The sequence below is a fragment of the Nostoc sp. NMS8 genome (assembly GCF_017115045.1).
GTDB lineage: Bacteria > Cyanobacteriota > Cyanobacteriia > Cyanobacteriales > Nostocaceae > Nostoc.
Map to the genome: position 1 here is coordinate 1 of NZ_JABXKK010000074.1, position 17,573 is coordinate 17,573.

The 17,573-nt window shown below is 42.7% G+C and carries 15 protein-coding genes; 5 read left to right on the plus strand and 10 right to left on the minus strand.

Annotated elements, in window-relative coordinates; translation table 11 throughout:
* Window positions 1-423 precede the first annotated feature (423 nt).
* Together HWQ39_RS14380 and HWQ39_RS14385 are read right to left on the minus strand one after the other, a co-directional pair.
* Entirely contained in the window at window positions 424-1,593 is a 1,170-nt protein-coding gene (locus HWQ39_RS14380) for a tetratricopeptide repeat protein (protein WP_292845866.1), read from the minus strand.
* A gap of 273 nt (window positions 1,594-1,866) precedes the next feature.
* On the minus strand, window positions 1,867-3,033 hold the full coding sequence (locus tag HWQ39_RS14385) for a pyridoxal phosphate-dependent aminotransferase (protein ID WP_292845868.1): 1,167 nt from the start codon (window positions 3,031-3,033) through the stop codon (window positions 1,867-1,869).
* A 172-nt stretch (window positions 3,034-3,205) separates the two neighbouring features.
* Between HWQ39_RS14385 and HWQ39_RS14390 the strand changes: the two genes are divergently transcribed.
* Complete coding sequence (locus tag HWQ39_RS14390; RefSeq protein ID WP_292845871.1) at window positions 3,206-3,874, plus strand: ribonuclease; 669 nt, start codon at window positions 3,206-3,208, stop codon at window positions 3,872-3,874.
* Window positions 3,875-4,259: 385 nt separating this feature from the next.
* Here the strand turns inward: HWQ39_RS14390 and HWQ39_RS14395 are convergent, their stop codons facing one another.
* Window positions 4,260-5,342, minus strand: coding sequence for a class I fructose-bisphosphate aldolase (locus tag HWQ39_RS14395; RefSeq protein WP_292845874.1), 1,083 nt, complete (start codon window positions 5,340-5,342; stop codon window positions 4,260-4,262).
* Between the two features lie 348 nt (window positions 5,343-5,690).
* On the opposite strand from HWQ39_RS14395, the gene HWQ39_RS14400 reads away from it, so the two are divergent.
* Window positions 5,691-6,005 carry a hypothetical protein gene (locus HWQ39_RS14400; RefSeq protein WP_292845877.1) on the plus strand — a complete coding sequence of 105 codons (315 nt, stop codon included), beginning with the start codon at window positions 5,691-5,693 and terminating at the stop codon, window positions 6,003-6,005.
* A gap of 503 nt (window positions 6,006-6,508) precedes the next feature.
* Here the strand turns inward: HWQ39_RS14400 and HWQ39_RS14405 are convergent.
* Window positions 6,509-8,962, minus strand: a complete 2,454-nt coding sequence (locus tag HWQ39_RS14405; RefSeq protein ID WP_292845880.1) for an AAA family ATPase — start codon at window positions 8,960-8,962, stop codon at window positions 6,509-6,511.
* A gap of 66 nt (window positions 8,963-9,028) precedes the next feature.
* Between HWQ39_RS14405 and HWQ39_RS14410 the strand changes: the two genes are divergently transcribed.
* Window positions 9,029-9,250, plus strand: a complete 222-nt coding sequence (locus HWQ39_RS14410) for a hypothetical protein (protein ID WP_292845883.1) — start codon at window positions 9,029-9,031, stop codon at window positions 9,248-9,250.
* A gap of 3 nt (window positions 9,251-9,253) precedes the next feature.
* Here HWQ39_RS14410 and HWQ39_RS14415 read toward each other — a convergent pair whose 3' ends face one another.
* The 3 genes from HWQ39_RS14415 to HWQ39_RS14425 form a co-directional block, all read right to left on the minus strand.
* Window positions 9,254-9,541 carry a GIY-YIG nuclease family protein gene (locus HWQ39_RS14415; RefSeq protein WP_292845886.1) on the minus strand — a complete coding sequence of 96 codons (288 nt, stop codon included), beginning with the start codon at window positions 9,539-9,541 and terminating at the stop codon, window positions 9,254-9,256.
* Between the two features lie 184 nt (window positions 9,542-9,725).
* On the minus strand, window positions 9,726-9,947 hold the full coding sequence (locus HWQ39_RS14420) for a hypothetical protein (protein WP_292845889.1): 222 nt from the start codon (window positions 9,945-9,947) through the stop codon (window positions 9,726-9,728).
* Between the two features lie 14 nt (window positions 9,948-9,961).
* Entirely contained in the window at window positions 9,962-11,059 is a 1,098-nt protein-coding gene (locus tag HWQ39_RS14425) for a helix-turn-helix domain-containing protein (RefSeq protein WP_292845892.1), read from the minus strand.
* Window positions 11,060-11,274: 215 nt separating this feature from the next.
* On the opposite strand from HWQ39_RS14425, the gene HWQ39_RS14430 reads away from it, so the two are divergent.
* Window positions 11,275-11,511, plus strand: a complete 237-nt coding sequence (locus HWQ39_RS14430; protein ID WP_292845895.1) for a hypothetical protein — start codon at window positions 11,275-11,277, stop codon at window positions 11,509-11,511.
* A gap of 239 nt (window positions 11,512-11,750) precedes the next feature.
* Here the strand turns inward: HWQ39_RS14430 and HWQ39_RS14435 are convergent, their stop codons facing one another.
* The gene (locus tag HWQ39_RS14435) at window positions 11,751-13,394 is read right to left on the minus strand and encodes an acetolactate synthase large subunit (RefSeq protein ID WP_292845898.1); all 1,644 of its coding nucleotides are present in this window, start codon (window positions 13,392-13,394) and stop codon (window positions 11,751-11,753) included.
* 93 nt (window positions 13,395-13,487) lie between these two features.
* Entirely contained in the window at window positions 13,488-14,855 is a 1,368-nt protein-coding gene (locus tag HWQ39_RS14440) for an NAD-dependent succinate-semialdehyde dehydrogenase (protein WP_292845991.1), read from the minus strand.
* A 227-nt stretch (window positions 14,856-15,082) separates the two neighbouring features.
* On the opposite strand from HWQ39_RS14440, the gene HWQ39_RS14445 reads away from it, so the two are divergent.
* Window positions 15,083-15,712, plus strand: a complete 630-nt coding sequence (locus tag HWQ39_RS14445; protein ID WP_292845901.1) for a Uma2 family endonuclease — start codon at window positions 15,083-15,085, stop codon at window positions 15,710-15,712.
* A 155-nt stretch (window positions 15,713-15,867) separates the two neighbouring features.
* Here the strand turns inward: HWQ39_RS14445 and HWQ39_RS14450 are convergent, their stop codons facing one another.
* Entirely contained in the window at window positions 15,868-17,520 is a 1,653-nt protein-coding gene (locus HWQ39_RS14450; RefSeq protein WP_292845904.1) for an adenylate/guanylate cyclase domain-containing protein, read from the minus strand.
* Window positions 17,521-17,573 lie beyond the last annotated feature (53 nt).

The following is a 17,573-nucleotide window of genomic DNA, read 5'->3' on the forward strand; positions in this document are numbered from 1 at the left end:
TGATGGCATTATCTAGACTCCATAGATGATTCTTTTTGTCAATGCGTAAGTCCTAAAATATTAAAAATTTGAGTATATGGCGGTTCCCATTCAGATGGGGTACAACATTCTATCGCGAGATGCAGGGCACGACAGTGCCCATTTGTGTCAACTTAAGCTGGAAACAGCTTAACTGTTGGCTTTGTCACCCGCCAGGGTATAAATTTTCAAGCTAATAGCTTAAGTCTGCTGAAGTAGACTGGAGATTTTTGGCGATATTTAGTCATCTTCAGATGACTTTAGCTATGAGGCGGGAATTTCAATTCCCGACGGACGAGTGGTTTCGCGTTAAGTTGACACCAATGGTCAGTGCCGTGCCCCTACGGGTGTACCTCACGCTTGTCGGGAAACGCTATAGTAATTCTCTCCAATGCTCATTCATATCTACATCAATTCCATCTCCTGTAGCCCTTGGCGTAGCCTCTTCGCTTCTTCAGGATTATACTTTTCATGAAGAGCGATCGCTTTCCTAAAAGCTGTTAAACTATCTTGATGATTGCCAACTTTCAGCAATACTACTCCTAAATTTTGATAGGCTTCGGCATAGTTGGGATTTAACGCAATTGCATTTTGATAACAGGCGATCGCATCTATAAATAAACCCAAAGCTTTAAATGTCATCGCCAGATTATAATGCCCAAAAACAAAATTAGGGTCAATTTTTAAAGTTGTGGTATAAGCAGTTTTCGCACCGTTAAAATCTCCTGCTGCTTTGAGTAAGTTACCCAAGTTGTTGTATGCTCCTAATTTGAGCATGGGGTAAATTGGCAATTTGATGGCAGCTTGATAGTGAGAAATAGCTTGTGGAAATTTTTGTAATCGGTTGTAGGCAATGCCTAAATGATAGTGGAGTTCATATAAAATATCGTAGTTTTCTTCAGCAACAGTGATGCCTCGCCGAAGTAACTCCATACCTTGGGTAATTTTCCCAGTTTCCACATACAATGCTCCTAATTTACTGCAAACATAGGGGTCATCAGGATGAGTCGCAAGAAACCCTTCCATTGCTGTCGCGGCTTTGGCATATTTGTTATTTTGAGCGATCGCATTTTTTTGATATCCTGTGTGTAAAAGTGCCACGCCTGGTAAATAACCTACTTGCCAATGGGGTTCTTTGGTTAAAATTGCTGACACACTATCATCCACTAAGGCATGGTAAGGACGGTCAAAACGAATATCTGGATGATTGCGGAATAGTCTAGAAACTAGAGAATAGGGAGATTGTTCTGCACCAACTTCTTGGCGGACGAGGTTGATTAGCAGATATTCGTCTCTAGCGATCGCCTCTTGCAACTGCGGTACAATTCCTGATGTTAGAGTTTCGTCAGCATCTAATACTAAAATCCAATCACCACTGACATATTTTAAAGCGGTATTGCGGGCAGCACTGAAGTCATTACACCATTTAAAATGATGCACTTTTGCACCGAGTTGTTGAGCAATATAGGGAGTGCGATCGATTGAGCCTGTATCCAACACTACCATTTCATCCACTACTTTTCTGACACTGTTCAGGCATTTAGGTAGTGTTGCTGCTTCGTTTTTCACAATCATGCACAGACTCAAACTCATAATTTAAAAATTGGGAGTGGGGAGTGGAGAGTGGGGGATATTCCCTTGTTTTTGAAATAGGTTAGCTGCTTTCTGTAAATCTGCGTATATTGGTTGCTCATGCAGAGAAGCAATCTTATATTATCTCGAATCTCGTGAGTAGTCTAACAACTACAAAAATGCCCTCATGTTAAGAGGGCATTGTTATTGCTAAATCGAAAAATTGGAGTGAAAAAATTGGAGAGTTGTTAAATTCTCCTCACAAATAACAACTAACTAAATACGCGATTTGACAAATTTCTCTAACCTAGCTATCCCCTTTTCAATCGTCGCCAAATCTGTGGCGTAGGAAAGGCGAATGTTGTCATCAGCGCCAAAGGCAATTCCGGGAATGACTGCAACTTGATGTTTTTCCAACAAAGCGTCACAAAATTCTAGGGATTTTAGACCGGTTTTGCTGATATCTGGGAACAGATAAAACGCACCGTCTGGTTTTACGGTACTCAATCCGGGAATGGCGTTGAGTCCGTCTAGCATTACCTGGCGGCGTTTGGCGAAGGCTTGGCGCATTTCTTCGACACAATCTTGAGAACTTTGTAGCGCTGCGATCGCACCATATTGAGCAAAGGTACACACGTTAGATGTACTATGCCCTTGGATGGTACTGGCTGCTTTAATGATTTCCACTGGCCCTGCTAAATAACCAAGTCTCCACCCAGTCATAGAATAAGCTTTCGCAAATCCATTACTAATCAAAGTCCGGTCAAAAATTTCTTTCCCAAGAGAACCGATGCTGATATGTTCTGCACCGTCGTAGAGAATCTTTTCGTAAATCTCATCAGAGACAACAAAGATATCTGCATCAACTACTACTTGCGCCAGTGCTTTGATTTCATCTGGCGTGTAAACCATCCCTGTAGGATTAGATGGAGAGTTGAGGATAAATAACTTCGTCTTCGGCGTAATTGCTTTACGGAGTTGTTCGGGAGTAATTTTATAACCCGTCGTGGCATCTGTAGGCACAATCACGGGGACTCCACCGACCAAAGTCACCATTTCGGGATAACTTAGCCAGTAGGGTGCAGGGATAATTACCTCATCACCTGGATCGATTAGTGCCACGATCAAGTTGTACAGAGAATGCTTACCGCCATTGGTGACGATGACATTCTCAGACTTGTAATCAAGACCGTTATCAATTTTAAGCTTGTGGGCGATCGCTTCCCTTAACTTTGGTTCTCCGGCTGCTGCACCATACTTGGTTTTGCCTTCTTCCAAAGCTTTGACTGCTGCGGCTTTAATATGCGCTGGGGTATCAAAATCTGGTTCTCCAGCGCTAAAACTACAAACATCTATTCCTTCCGCCTTCAGTGCCTTAGCCTTGGCTGCGATCGCTAAGGTTAATGAAGGTGTTACCTGACTTACTCTTGCTGCCAGCTTCATTCTTACTATTTTTTGGCAAATCTTTCACTTATCTAAGGATATCCCAGAATCTCTACCAAGATTTGCCTTTTTTGAATTCATTGCTGATGGTAGATTAGAAAGAATTCTCGATCCTTGACTCTTAACAATGTATTGCATATAACTTGAATTTTAGTGGAAACTAACTGTTATTATGCAATTCAAGAAACTTTTCATCGCATCTTCTCTGTTAATTATTAGTCTTTTTATACCTAATGCTGCCATTGCTCAAAATCGCGGTACTCCGGGTAAATTTGATTTTTATGTACTGACACTCTCTTGGTCGCCGGATTATTGTGCGACAAATGGCACTCGTGACCCGCAGCAGTGCAGTTCTGGTAAGAAATTTGGTTTTGTATTACATGGTTTGTGGCCACAATACCAAAGAGGTTATCCTGCTAATTGTTCCACGCAAAAATTACCATCGGAAGTAAAGCGGCAGTTTCCCAATTTGTATCCTAGTAATAAACTTTACGATCATGAATGGGAAAAACATGGTACTTGTTCGGGGAAAACTCCTTCGGAATACTTGGGATTGAGTAAAAAGTTAAAAGATGCGATCGCTATTCCCGCAGCTTATAATCGTCCCAATAAACCAGTGCGTACCACAATTACAAATTTTAAAAATTCATTTGTGAGTGCTAATAATAAAATTACCGCTGATGGTATAGCACCTTTTTGTTCTAATTCAGGAAGATTTTTGCAAGAAGCCTTCTTTTGTTATTCCAAAAATGGCGAACCTGGTATTTGTAGCGCCGAAATTTTGAAGCGATCGCAAAAAAGTTGTGGTCAGCCAAATTTTTTATTGAGAAACGTTAGATAGAAAGGGGATTAGGTGACAGGTGATAGGGAATAATCTATACCCTATTGCCTTCTCTACTCCCTAATCCCTAAGAGGATGTCTGAAAAATTTTTTGTATACATCTAACCTTTAGAGATCCCCCTAAATCCCCCTTAAAAAGGGGGACTTTGATTCCGGTTCCCCCCTTTTTAAGGGGGGTTAGGGGGGATCTAAAGTGCCTAAAATCATAGCGAAACACTTTTCAAACAACCTCTAAGAGGATGTCTGAAAAATTTTTTGTATACATCTAACCTTTAGAGATCCCCCTAAATCCCCCTTAAAAAGGGGGACTTTAAGACTCTTATTCCCCCCTTTTTAAGGGGAGTTAGGGGGGATCAACCAATATTTGATACTTCTCAGACATCCTCTAAGCGATCGTCACATCTGGCGACAAGTAAACATCTTGAATGGTATGAAATAACTTCACGCCTTCCTCAAAGGGACGTTGGAAGGTCTTTCGCCCAGAAATTAATCCCGAACCACCAGCGCGTTTGTTGATTACGGCAGTGCGTATTGCTTCGGCGAAGTCACTTTTACCAGTCGCGCCACCAGAATTAATCAATCCCACACGCCCAGAGTAGCAATTTAGTACCTGGTAACGAGCTAAATCAATTGGGTGATCGGTTGTCAACTCTGTGTAAACCCGCTCATCGGTTTTGCCGTAACTCTTACCAGTGGCTTTGGCAACTGCGCCGTAACCATTGTTATTTTCAGGTAACTTTTGTTTAATGATGTCGGCTTCAATTGTTACACCCAAATGATTCGCCTGTCCGGTGAGGTCGGCTGCAAGGTGGTAATCTTTATCTTGTTTAAAAGCGTTGTTCCGCAGATAACACCAGAGAATAGTTGCCAAACCCAGTTCATGGGCGCGTTTAAAAGCTTTGCTGATTTCCTGAATTTGTCTGGTGGAATTCTCCGAACCAAAATAAATTGTCGCACCTACCGCCGCCGCCCCTAAATTCCAAGCTTGTTCGACATCAGCAAACAATACCTGGTCAAATTGATTGGGGAAAGTCAGTAATTCGTTGTGATTGATTTTGGCAATAAAGGGAATTTTGTGGGCATATTTACGTGATACGATGCCTAATGTTCCCAAAGTCGTAGCAACAGCATTGCAATCTGCGGCGATCGCTAGCTTGATAATATTTTCTGGATCGAAGTAAATCGGGTTGGGCGCAAAAGACGCGCCAGCTGAGTGTTCAATCCCTTGGTCTACTGGTAAAATCGAAAGATAACCTGTGTTTGCCAGACGACCAGTAGAATAAAGTAGATGGAGATTACGCAATACTTGAGGATTGCGATCGCTGTTGAGCCAGATTCGATCTACAAAATCTGGCCCCGGTAAATGTATTAAATCCTGAGAAACCTTTGCTTTGTAGGTAAGCAGGTCTTCAGCCTCTTTACCTAGCAATGACTCAATAGAATTAGGCTCTTTGAGGGTTGTAGTCATAGCGTTTTCCTGAAAAATTGAGCAAATGACCTTTGCCTTTAAGATAGCATTTTTAATACTCCTAACCTGGTTGGGCTTGTATTAACTAGATATATATTCCTTTTGATATAAAAGCCTTAAATTATTCTTTAAAAATCGCTAAAATCAATGATTGTCTGAGATATAACCATTATTTTAGCCAAGATACACAAAGAAAGAATCATGCTTTTGAGGATTTTGGTGGATTGCAGACTGATAATTTGATATATTTCAATCCTGGTACTCATCATCTGACAACAAAAATGTCGATAAGTAATCTTCGCAGATTTCCATTGTGGCAATAATCGTTAAAAGAACAAATACAATTTTATGAGTAAATTTCAAATCGATCTCGACTTCAGCAAAATAGATTTCGCTTCCCTTGAAACAGAAGAAGATTTTCAAAGGGAGGCAAAAACATTACTACCCAAGGCACTGGTGAAACTAGGTGAAAGTGTAGGTGAGAAGACTTGGGAAGAATTACAGCAAAAACTGCAAGCATCGGGAAGTAAGCTCAAATCTTCTCCTAGTGAGAAACGTAGGTTTATGCAAGAAACAGGCAGAACTTATCAACGAAATGCTAGTAATAGAGAAAAACAAGAACTAGAAGAATATATAGTAGAGCAATTACGCCAGCGCAAATAGTAAAAATCAACCTAAGCTTGATGTACTCGTATTCCAACTTCTATTTTTAGCAGTAGTTTTAGTAAGGTGTGTTAGCCCTTGGCGTAACGCACCACTTTACTAACTTGTAGTATTCAAAATCATTGTAGCCCTTACGTCTTTGATACTCGTGAACGAGCCTTTGAACTCCATTAACGAGCCTTTGAACTCCGTTGACGAGTCTTTTATACTCGTGAATGAGCCTTTGAACTCCGTTAACGAGTCTTTGAACTTCGTTAACTAGTCTTTTATACTCGTGAATGAGCCTTTGAACTCCGTCAGCGAGTTTTTTATACTCGTGAACGAGTCTTTGAACTCCGTTAACGAGTCTTTGATACTCGTGAATGAGCCTTTGAACTCCGTCAGCGAGTTTTTGATAAGTAGTCGGACAAAAATAATTACAGTCATTGCGAGCAGAGCGAAGCAATCCCAGCCCTTGCGATTGCTTCGCTCCGCTCGCAATGACATAATTTACCAGACATCATTTAAACAAACCAGCGACGAATCAACTCCACCTGGAAGCCATAGCCGTCGTCAACTTCCTCAATTAACTCCCGTTGCAACAGCAAGCTGAAAGTAATATTAGCATCAGGGAACTGTTGCAATAGAGTTTGGCGGCTGACTATAGCCCCTTCCCCTTGAACAGCGATAAAACGTAGAATAGCTTGTCCAGTAGCGTCTACTTGGTTGTTTTGAATGTCACCGAAGAAAAAGCCCCCACCTTGCAAAGCTTCTGGTATCGCGGCTTCCACATCCGCTAAAGTTGCCAATCGGCGGATAGAGGGGTCTTGTTCGTTCTTAAGGACAATAATTTCCGCGCAGAGTTGTTGTACTAAGAATGGGTGACAACGGGTGAGTTGTAGCACTCGCTCAACGGCGTTAGGCTCATAGCGCAGGGTAAAATCTTTGACGGGACGTTCAATTAATTGTCGTGCTTCCGCTTCTTTGAGGTAGGAGATATGCACTACTTGGACATTAATGAGATAACTAGCCCAGCGCTGATATTCTTCGATAGTATGAGAGCCAGCTAGTAAAATCTTGAAGCGGGGACGATGTTGGATGAGGTGACGCAGCATTCCCAAAACATCCTGTTCATCAAAGCGACCTTTGGCTATGGCGTTGTCTAGCACCTCGAATTCATCTAGCGCTAGTAAGGCAGTATTTTGTTCTAGAGCCTGTTCTACTTTATCAAGCCATTCATAGAAATAGGTGAAGGGGTCAGATTGTAGCACTTCGCGGGCTAGGGATGGTAGAGTTACACCTTGCTTTTTCGCTGACTTTTCCATCTCTCTAGCCAGGTTGTAGAGAAAACCTGCATGGTCGCTTGCTGATGAAGGTGCGCCTTGCAAGTCTATAAACATGGGGATGATGGAATTGGGGAGTAACTTGCCGATGTTGTTGAGGAGGGAAGTTTTACCCATGCGTCGCTGACCATAGAGTAGCAGAGGTGGGCGACGGCGATCGCGCAGTAGTTGCTCGATGCGTAAGCCGATATCATCACGCCCCGTGAAAATTTCTTGCTCTAGTGCAATGGGATTCCCCATAATGTAAGGCGAGTCAATCTCTTGGCGGAGTTCAGTAATTTTAGCCAGTTCATCTATATAGTTGGTGACTATCTCACGCCAACTTTTGATAATGGGGTAGAAACGGACTGTATATTTGTCGCTGCTACGAACGAAGTTCTGCAACTGTAGATTTAATTCATCTGCAACATCTCTGAGGAGTAAGCGCTGGTTATAAGCACTTGCTTGATTGAGTGCAGCATCAACATCCTCACTGATACGGCTAAAGATTCGTAATAGAGGGCTAATTTCACTCTCTAGTTCGCTAGTTACCAGACTGCGATGAGCTTTACGGATAGCTTCCACATCAGCATAGCCTTGTAAACTGCGTGCATCCAGTTTAATTTGTGCAGCTTGAGCCGCCCAGCGCTGGGGGCTGGTACTGAGATATTCTAAAGCAGCTTTGCCTTCAACTGGGTTATTTTCGATGACGAAGAGGAGATGCTCATCCAAGTGGGGCAGATGTAAACGTTGCAACTCATCCCAAAAGGCGGAGTGATAGCGCAACAAACAAGGGCTTTTAGCATTACGCCCTTTCTCTAGTCTATTGAGGAGATAATTCCAGACAATGAAAAATGGAAAGGATAGAACAGGCCGCCATGAATTAATAGTTATTCCCACGCCTATCGTCACGCCGAACGCCACGCTTACCGGCACGCCTACCGCCACGCCTACCGCCACGCCGAACGCTACGCTTACCACCACGCCGAACGCCACGTCGGACGCCATGCCGGACGCCACGCTTACCACCATGCCTACCGCCACGCCTACCGTCACGCCTACCGCCACGCCTACCGCCACGCCTAGCTCCACGCCTAGCTCCACGTTGAACGCCACGCTTACCACCATGCCGAACGCTACGCGGAACGCTACGCTTACCACCACGCCGAACGCCACGCCGAACGCCACGCCGAACACCACGCCCAACGCCACGCCGAACGCCACGCCGAACGCCACGCCGAACGCCACGCCGAACGCCACGCCGAACGCCACGCCGAACGCCACGCCGAACGCCACGCCGAACGCCACGCAAAAAGCTATATTTGCGATTGGTTCACCCAATGCCCACAGCACCAAGCCCAATAATAAGTTAGCCAGGATAGGTAAGATAAAGAATCCCTGGATGAACAGCCGCCATAAAGCAAGGTTTCGCCATCGCCCTTGTCTCAACAAGATAATCAAAGAGGAGTTGTTATATAAAATGGGGTCAATGCGCTGAAGGTGGTTACGCCACGCTGAAGGGTGGAAGACAAGCCAGAAAAGCAGTTGCAGGCTACCCAGTATTAAGTTGGGGTGCTGTTGCGGTGCATCGGTGTAGGCGTTAGGGGGTAGTTGTGGTGAAGTCAACGTTTTTGCACTCCTTATACTCTGTGTCATTGCGATTGCTTCGTCGTTCCTCCTCGGAATGACAAAATATGTCATTGCGAATGCAGCGCTAGCGGAATGAAGCAATCGCAAAGGCTAGGATTACTGAACTTTACCTTGGTGCGATCGCAATCAAATCGCAAAGGCTGGGATTGCTTCGTCGTTCCTCCTCTCTACGAGACGCTACGCGAACGCAATGACAGAGTGTGTCATTGCGAATGCAGCGCTAGCGGAATAAAGCAATCGCAAAGGCTAGGATTACTGAACTTTACCTTGGTGCAATCGCAATCACACCAGTAAAATTTACAATCCATCATATAAGTCTTTCCATTCTTGATTGATGCTATTGACTAAATCAATTTTCTTTTGTCTGGAACCTGCTTTAATTTGTTTTTCTCGACTAATTGCTGTATAAGCATCTTCAAATACCTCATAATAAATTAATTTAGTAATGTTGTATTTCTTAGTAAATCCTTCTATTATTTTCTCTTTGTGTTCATAAACTCTCCTTTGTAAATCGTTTGTTACTCCTGTATATAGGACAGTATTATATTTATTTGTCATGATATACAAATAATATTGTTCGCTCATTTCTAATCTTTATTTTTGATAGAAACTCAGTCATAACAAATTTTTGTGATATTTGTCATTGCAAAATTATAAGTAAGTAGATGGACAAAAATATTTACGGTCATTGCGAACGGAGCGAAGCAATCGCAATGGTTGAGATTGCTTCATTCCGCTTCGCTCCATTCGCAATGACAAATTAGGTTTATCATTGCAAGACTTCCCAATCTTCCAGAGGCACAGCAGGTTCAAAAGGATCATCATAACGGTAAGGCTGTTTGCCACGCAAAGGATACAAATTCGCTTCTTGGGGACGAGTCTGAGTTTCTAAAATGATAATTTCAACAGCTTCGCCTGCCTGAAACGGTAAATCCTCAAGAATCAAGGTTCCGTTTTTAATTAACTTTGTTTCAATTCGGTGTGCTTTCATAGTTACTCTGCTAGTTATGAATTTAATAAATCAGCAAATGGTTTCATTTGTCGTAATCCTTCCTCGCGCCAATTATCATCAGTCTCTCCTTCTTCTAAATTAAATAATCTTTCTGTACACAGAATTTGCAACAACAGAGGCCAGCAGCAACTTTGTGTCAAAATCCACTCGACATCTTCATCAGTGAAGGGAATGGGCGAACTTGCAATCAATTCCCGCGCTTCTGTCTCAGTCAATGCTCCCAGATATGCGGTGTAGCCGAAAATATTGAAAAAGGGTGAACTGTGTCCTGTATTGTGCGCCATGTCAATCGGTGATTCAGGGGTAGCCAAGACAAATGCTAGATTCCCCCCTGTATGGTTAGTCGCTAAAGACCGCAAACTCTCCCAAAAGCCATCATCTAATTCTGGACAGCGTTGCAAGCCAACGCCAATCTCATCCAATAAGATGACTGTGGGAGAATGCAAATTATCGCTGACTACATTCATGAAACGATCTAAATCGCAAGGTGTAGGCACTTGCATCTTTAGTGATTCCAAGATGTACTTTAGCAGTCCTTCTCGGCTTTGCATTCGTGCGTCTTGCAAGTCTACAAAAATCCAACAGTAATTTTCTGGATGCGGTAGCCAGTCAGATTTTTGCTCAGGACGCAGCTGTTCTGCTGGGGTAGTGGTGATATTTTTTAGGTAGTGCAGCAGGGATGTTTTGCCGCTACGCTTTTTGCCGATAATGGCGGCGTTTTGTAGAGGATGGCGTTTGAGTAGATTGAAGAGGCGTTTTAATTCTTTCTCTCGTCCAAAAAAGTAACGTGGTTGGGTGATGGGTGCGCCTGTGATGAAGGGTGATGCTTCACCGTTAGTTGGCTGGGGTTTATTTGGTTGAGTTTCTAGTTCTCTGTATGCAATGTCTTGCCAGTCTAACCCCAATTTTTTGCTAAGTTCTACAAAATTTAGATAGTCAACAGGTTTACCAGTGAGAAAGCTTTTGACTGTGGAGAGAGAAAATCCTATATCAGTAGCCAAAGACTGCTGGCTGGGATAGCCGTTACGCTGACGTGCTGACTTAACTTTTTCAATATACTCTGGGGCTACTCGGAGCGATCGCGCCATCATTCCTCATCGAGAAACTGCTGAGAGTATATCAGATTTTTTTACTAGCTAAATAGCAAAGCTGTTTAGCGATAACGTCTTGCACCCTAGAAATTATAGTCATCCTGAAGTTAACTGAGTAATCAACTAAAACTCGTCTAATCAGTCGCTACTTCTCAACTCAGTTCTCACACCGCACCAAACTTTAATGATGAATATAAGAGATTAGGGCTTTAAACATGAAACGAGAACTGGGAATTATGCAAATTATCTTATCACTTTGCGGAGTCATGATGTTTGGTACAGTAACTTACGCTGCGATTAATATGGTAAATGGTCAATACCAAGTCGAAATATCGCTCAATACTAAGGGACTCATTATTAAGTCAGATATTAACAAAAGGCAATGCAAAGCAGTAGAAGACATTGCCCAAAAACAAGAAAGCACAAATTTAGACCAGAAGACAATTAATTAGGAGTAAAAATCAGTAATGAGTTAGAAGTTATTAATTCTAATTGTGAATGAACCTTTGAGTTTCGTGATTTTTTTACGAACGGACAAGGACACCAAGGACGCAGAGAAAGAGAAGAAATAGGTCTATAAATGAATTGAAGTAAAGCGATGCGTTAGCCTTTGGCGTAATACACCTTACCAAAACACTAAAGGAGTTAGGAATAAATAACTCCTAACTCCTAATTCTTAACTTCTAACTTTTTACACCGCACAACTTAACTCGCCGGCTTTTTGACTAAAGCGGTGATTCTCCCGATAATCTACGGGACAATCTATCACGGCGGGTACATCCTGAGCGAGGGCTTCTTTCAAAGTGGGAATCAAATCTAAAGCTGATTCAACTCGGTAGCCTTTTAAACCCATGCTTTCAGCCAATTTAACAAAATCAGGATTGTTAAAATGCACAAAGGATGAGTTTCCTTTGCCAAATTGATTTTCTTGCTTCCACTCAATTAACCCATAACCACCATCATTAAAAATTATGGTGACAAAGGGCGTTCCGACACGCAAGGCTGTTTCTAATTCCTGAGAATTCATCATAAACCCGCCATCGCCTGTTACAGCAACGACTTTGCGCTTAGGATGAACGAGTTTTGCTGCTAAAGCGCCAGGAATGGCAATACCCATAGCTGCGAAGCCGTTGGAAATTATGCAAGTATTGGGGCTATGGCAATGATAATGACGGGCCATCCACATTTTATGTGCGCCAACATCAGAGATAACGATATCATCTGGGCCCATCACTTGCCGTAAGTCATAAATTAACTTTTGCGGCTTAATCGGAAATCCATCATCATGGGAATACTGTTCATAATCAGCCCGAATCTCTGATCTTAAACTGATAGCCAAGGGATCGGGTTTACCTTGTCTGTCTGCTAATTTTAAAATTTCATAAAGGGAATCTGAAATATCTCCCACAACTTCGGCGTTGGGAATATAACTACTATCAATTTCTGCTGGACTTACCCCAATATGCACAATGGGAATTTCACCATTTCGATTCCATTTCTTGGGGGAAAACTCAATCAAATCATAGCCGATCGCAATTACTAAATCTGTGTTATCAAAGGCACAGGTAATGAAGTCTCTTTGTTGTAATCCTACTGACCACAAAGCTAGTTGATGTGTGTAGGGAATCACGCCTTTACCCATGAAGGTATTGGCAACAGGTATATTCAACAAGGTGGCAAATTGCGTGACGGCATCACTGGCATAAGCTCGAATTGCTCCATTTCCGACTAAAATTAATGGGTTAACTGCTTGGCAAATTGCGGCCGCTGCTGCCCGAATACTAGCAAAAGATGCATAAGTTTTTTCGCTATTATCCTTACGCAAAGGTTTGCCTTCTACAGGCATGGCAGCAATATTTTCTGGCAAATCGATGTGAACTGCACCAGGTTTTTCCGATTGCGATCGCTTAAATGCTTTCCGCACTACTTCGGGGGTAATACTCGGTCGCACAATCTGCTTATTCCACTTGGTAACAGGTGCAAACATTGCCACCAAATCTAAATATTGATGGGATTCAATATGCATTCTATCTGTTCCCACTTGACCGGTAATCGCCACTAAGGGCGCACCATCGAGGTTAGCATCTGCTACCCCAGTCATCAAATTAGTTGCCCCAGGGCCAAGAGTAGAAAGACACACTCCAGCTTTTCCGGTTAAGCGTCCATAAACATCGGCCATGAATGCTGCACCCTGTTCATGACGAGTCGTAATAAATTTAATCGAAGAATGTTTTAAGGCTTCCAAAACGTGCAGGTTTTCTTCGCCAGGGAGTCCAAAAATATATTGTACTCCTTCATTTTCTAGGCACTGCACCAATAATTCTGCTGTATTCATTTTTCTTGCCGACAACTCTATTAACGAATAAGACTTTTGTTCTTTGTCATTGGTCATTAGTCAAAGGACAAATGACCAATGACTAATGACTAATCATTTAACCCACACGGTTTTAACGTTGACAAACTCATGTATACCTTGGATACTCAATTCTCTGCCATATCCAGAACGCTTGATGCCACCAAAGGGCAATCGGGGATCGGATTTGACCATACTGTTGATAAACACGGCACCGGCTTCAATTTCTTCAACCAAGCGATCGCTCTCTTGTTTATTGGTTGTCCAAGCACTTGCACCTAAGCCAAAGGGTGAGTCATTAGCGAGTTTAATGGCGGCATCAATATTTGGAACCCGGAATAACAAGGCTACCGGGCCAAAGAATTCTTCTTTTGCAATTGTTGCGTCGGTGGGGATATCTATGATAATCGTTGGCGGATAAAAGTTTCCAGGACGATCTGATAAAGGATGTCCACCGGTGAGGACTTTACCACCGCTTTTTATGGCAGCTTGCACTTGTTGATCTAAATCCTGGAGAATACCAGGTGTTGCCAGTGGCCCTAAATCGGTATCTGGTTCCATAGGATTGCCTACTTTCAGCGCCTCGAATTTTTCTAAAAGCAATTTTTCAAATTTGTCTGCGATCGCATCTGCGACAATAAAACGTTTCGCTGCAATACATGATTGCCCGTTATTTAACATCCGCGCTGTAGTAGCTGTGACAACTGCTGTCTCTAAGTCAGCACTTTCTAACACAATAAACGGGTCACTTCCTCCTAATTCCAAAACTGTTTTTTTAATTTGTTTGCCGGCGGCGACGGCGAGGGATGCACCTGCTGGTTCGCTTCCGGTCAAGGTAGCAGCTTTTACGCGGTCATCAGCCATTAAATCGGCAACTTTGGCAGCGCCTATTAATAGAGTTTGAAACGCACCTTCAGGAAAACCTGCCCGTCGGATAATATCTTCAATTGCCAAGGCGCACTGCGGCACGTTAGAAGCGTGTTTGAGTAAGCCGACATTCCCCGCCATCAGGGCTGGTGCGGCAAAACGGAACACTTGCCAGAAGGGAAAATTCCACGGCATCACCGCGAGAATTGCACCCATTGGTCGATAACGTACAAAACTCTGACTGGCATCAGTTTTTACACTGACATCAGCTAAAAAACCAGGGGCGTGTTCGGCATAGTAGCGACAGACGGCGGCGCATTTTTCGACTTCTGCGATCGCAGCTTTAAATGGCTTACCCATTTCTAGAGTCATTAACTTAGCAAATTCTGCTTTGTCTTGCTCTAAAATGTCGGCAGCCTTTTGCAGCCATTGCGATCGTTGAGAAAAACTAGTCTGACGATACTTTTCAAAAGCCTGATTCGCCAAATCGAGTTTAGCGTTGATTTCTGTATCCTTGAGCGCCTCAAAGGTTTTGAGCGTCTCCCCAGTGGCGGGATTAATGGTGGCGATCGCCATTACCTGACCTCCCGTTAAAAAATAGCTTGAAGTTGGCTTCCTAATGTTATACATATAAACTGAGGAAGCTACCACCCAAATTCTAGTCTTTTAGCCAAAAATTAGCTGCTGAATATTACAATTTCGCAATTTTAATTGAATCAAAGTATACCAATCAATAAGTATTAATATTGAGGAATTGAATACAAATTAAGTTGCTATAATTTGCACAATTGAGGAATCGAGCTATGACTCAAGTCTTAGGCAAAGTAGTTACATTCGATGAGTTCGTTGCTAAATATCCAGATAACAGGGGACAACGTTACGAACTATATGACGGAGTAGTAGTAGAAATGCCTCAACCAACAGGCGACCATGAAGAGGTGATTGGATTTTTAGCTACAAAAATAACTTTAGAATACAGTCGCTTAAATCTTCGTTATTTCATCCCCAAAACAGTATTCGTTAAACCAATTGAGAACGAATCTGCTTATTCCCCAGATGTCCTGATACTAAATCAGCCTAATTTAGTTAATGAACCTCTGTGGAAAAAAACATCAACTGTTACTCAAGCAGCATCAATTCCTTTAGTAATTGAGGTGGTAAGTACAAACTGGCGTGATGATTATCTGAAAAAATACGCTGACTACGAAGAAATGGGAATTCCTGAATACTGGATTGTCGATTATGGTGCATTGGGCGGTAGAGAATTTATTGGCAAACCCAAACAACCGACTATTTTAGTTTGCTGTTTAGAAGAAGGTGAGTATCGTGTTAGTAAATTTCGAGGAAATGACCGTATCCAGTCCCCAACTTTTCCAGAGTTAGATTTGACAGCAGAGCAAATTTTTAGTGCTGGCACAGTTGGTAATTCGTAATTCGTAATTCGTATTTCGTAATGACGCTCCTGCGGACGCTCGATTACTCGCTACCGCTAACGTAATTCGTAATTGCTAGCATTCCCCATTCATCTTTATAGAAGTATGTCACTAGATAGATTACAGAATCTAGACCTTAAAGCCCATGCCAATCCCTAAAGATTAATGATTGGAGCAATGATAGTTGGCACTTGCTGCAAATTTGTCTGATAAACCTTAACTAATCGCTCAATACCTTTGAAACGATAATCTCCCATTTCCTGGAAGTCTGAGGGTTGTGAAAGCATTTTATGGGTAGCTTGACTAATCACGCATTCACTAGGGGGACAAACTGCTTCCATACGAGCAGCAAGATTAATCGTCGCGCCTAATGCCGTATAATCTACCCTTTGGGAACTACCGACATCTCCCACCACAGCCTTACCGCTATTAATTGCGATACGTAATTGCAGGGGTTCGTGCCAAAAACCATTGGCATTAAGATGTTCCAGACGAGTAAGCATTCCTTTGGCAGCAGTAACAGCGCGATCGGCATGATCTAGTTGCGGTTCTGGAGCGCCAAAAAATGCCATAATACAATCGCCAATGTATTTATCTAAAGTGCCGCCGCAACCAAACACTTCTTTTAGCATTTCTTCAAATAAATTATTTAATAGTTGAGCGATCGCAGTTGGTGTTAACCTTTCAGAAATTGCCGTAAAGCCAACTAAATCCGCGAACAAAATACTGATTTCGCTCTCTGCGGGAGCTAAACGGCCACCCGGTAATCCGCCTACAGAGATTAACTGCTGTACAACTGCTGGAGAATGGTAACGTTCTAGTCGGTGACGAATCATCTCTTCAGTTTTGAGTTTCTCTACTAATAGCCAACGCTGCACACTAGAAGCCACAAGGTTTGCTAAAGCTGAGAAAAAGCTCAATTCTTCTTCGCCTTCATTAGCCCAATGGTAAGATGAAAAGTTGGCATCGGCATATAGTACGCCTACAACTTTATTTTCATCCCATAAAGGCACAGCCATCGCGCTGCGAATACCTTTGACTAAAATACTCTGTTCGCTAGCAAACCGTTCATCCTGATGAGTATCACCAGTTTGAATGACGACTTTTTCCTCAAATACCTTTTGACAGATACTACGACTAATCCAACTACCATCAGCGGGGAGATTTTTCTGTTGAGAAATATTTCTAGTGGCAGCATTCACTAATTCTAATTGGCCGCAACCATTGACATCAATGAGTAATCCCAAGCGATCGATACTATCAAGGTAACGAAAAACTACTTGCTGTACTTGAGAAAAAATCTCTTCTATAGACGCTGCTGCACAGAGATTTTTCGCTATGTCTACTAAATCTTTGAGACGGGCAATAGTTTTGTCCTTATTATTGATGTTGCCATCTTTGCTATCAGCTGCAATCCATTGCTGTTGTAGTTGTTCGACATTGTGAAGAATTGTTCTTTGCTCATTAATGTCTGAAATTCCGGGATACCCAGGTGTCGGTTGAGAAACAGGGCTGGTGAGCAGTACTACCAGGCTAACATTGCCCAGCCAAATGATATCGCCGTGATGTAACTCTTGGGGATAGTTAACAAGATATTTATTGACTTGCGTTCCGTTTTTGCTGCCCATATCCTCAATAGTCCACACCCCGTCAGCTGTTTTCACCAGGCGAGCATGGTTGCGGGATACTCCAGCAAAAGGTAAGTACAAGTTACATTCCGGCAAACGACCAATTGTAAATACATTTTGGTCAACTGCGATCGTTGTCTCGTTATCTCCCTCTTGTAGGCGTAGTGTGAGTTCAGTCATGGGTGTGATAGATCCATCGAAGCTAGGGGTCAAGCAACTCTAAGGTTAAGTTA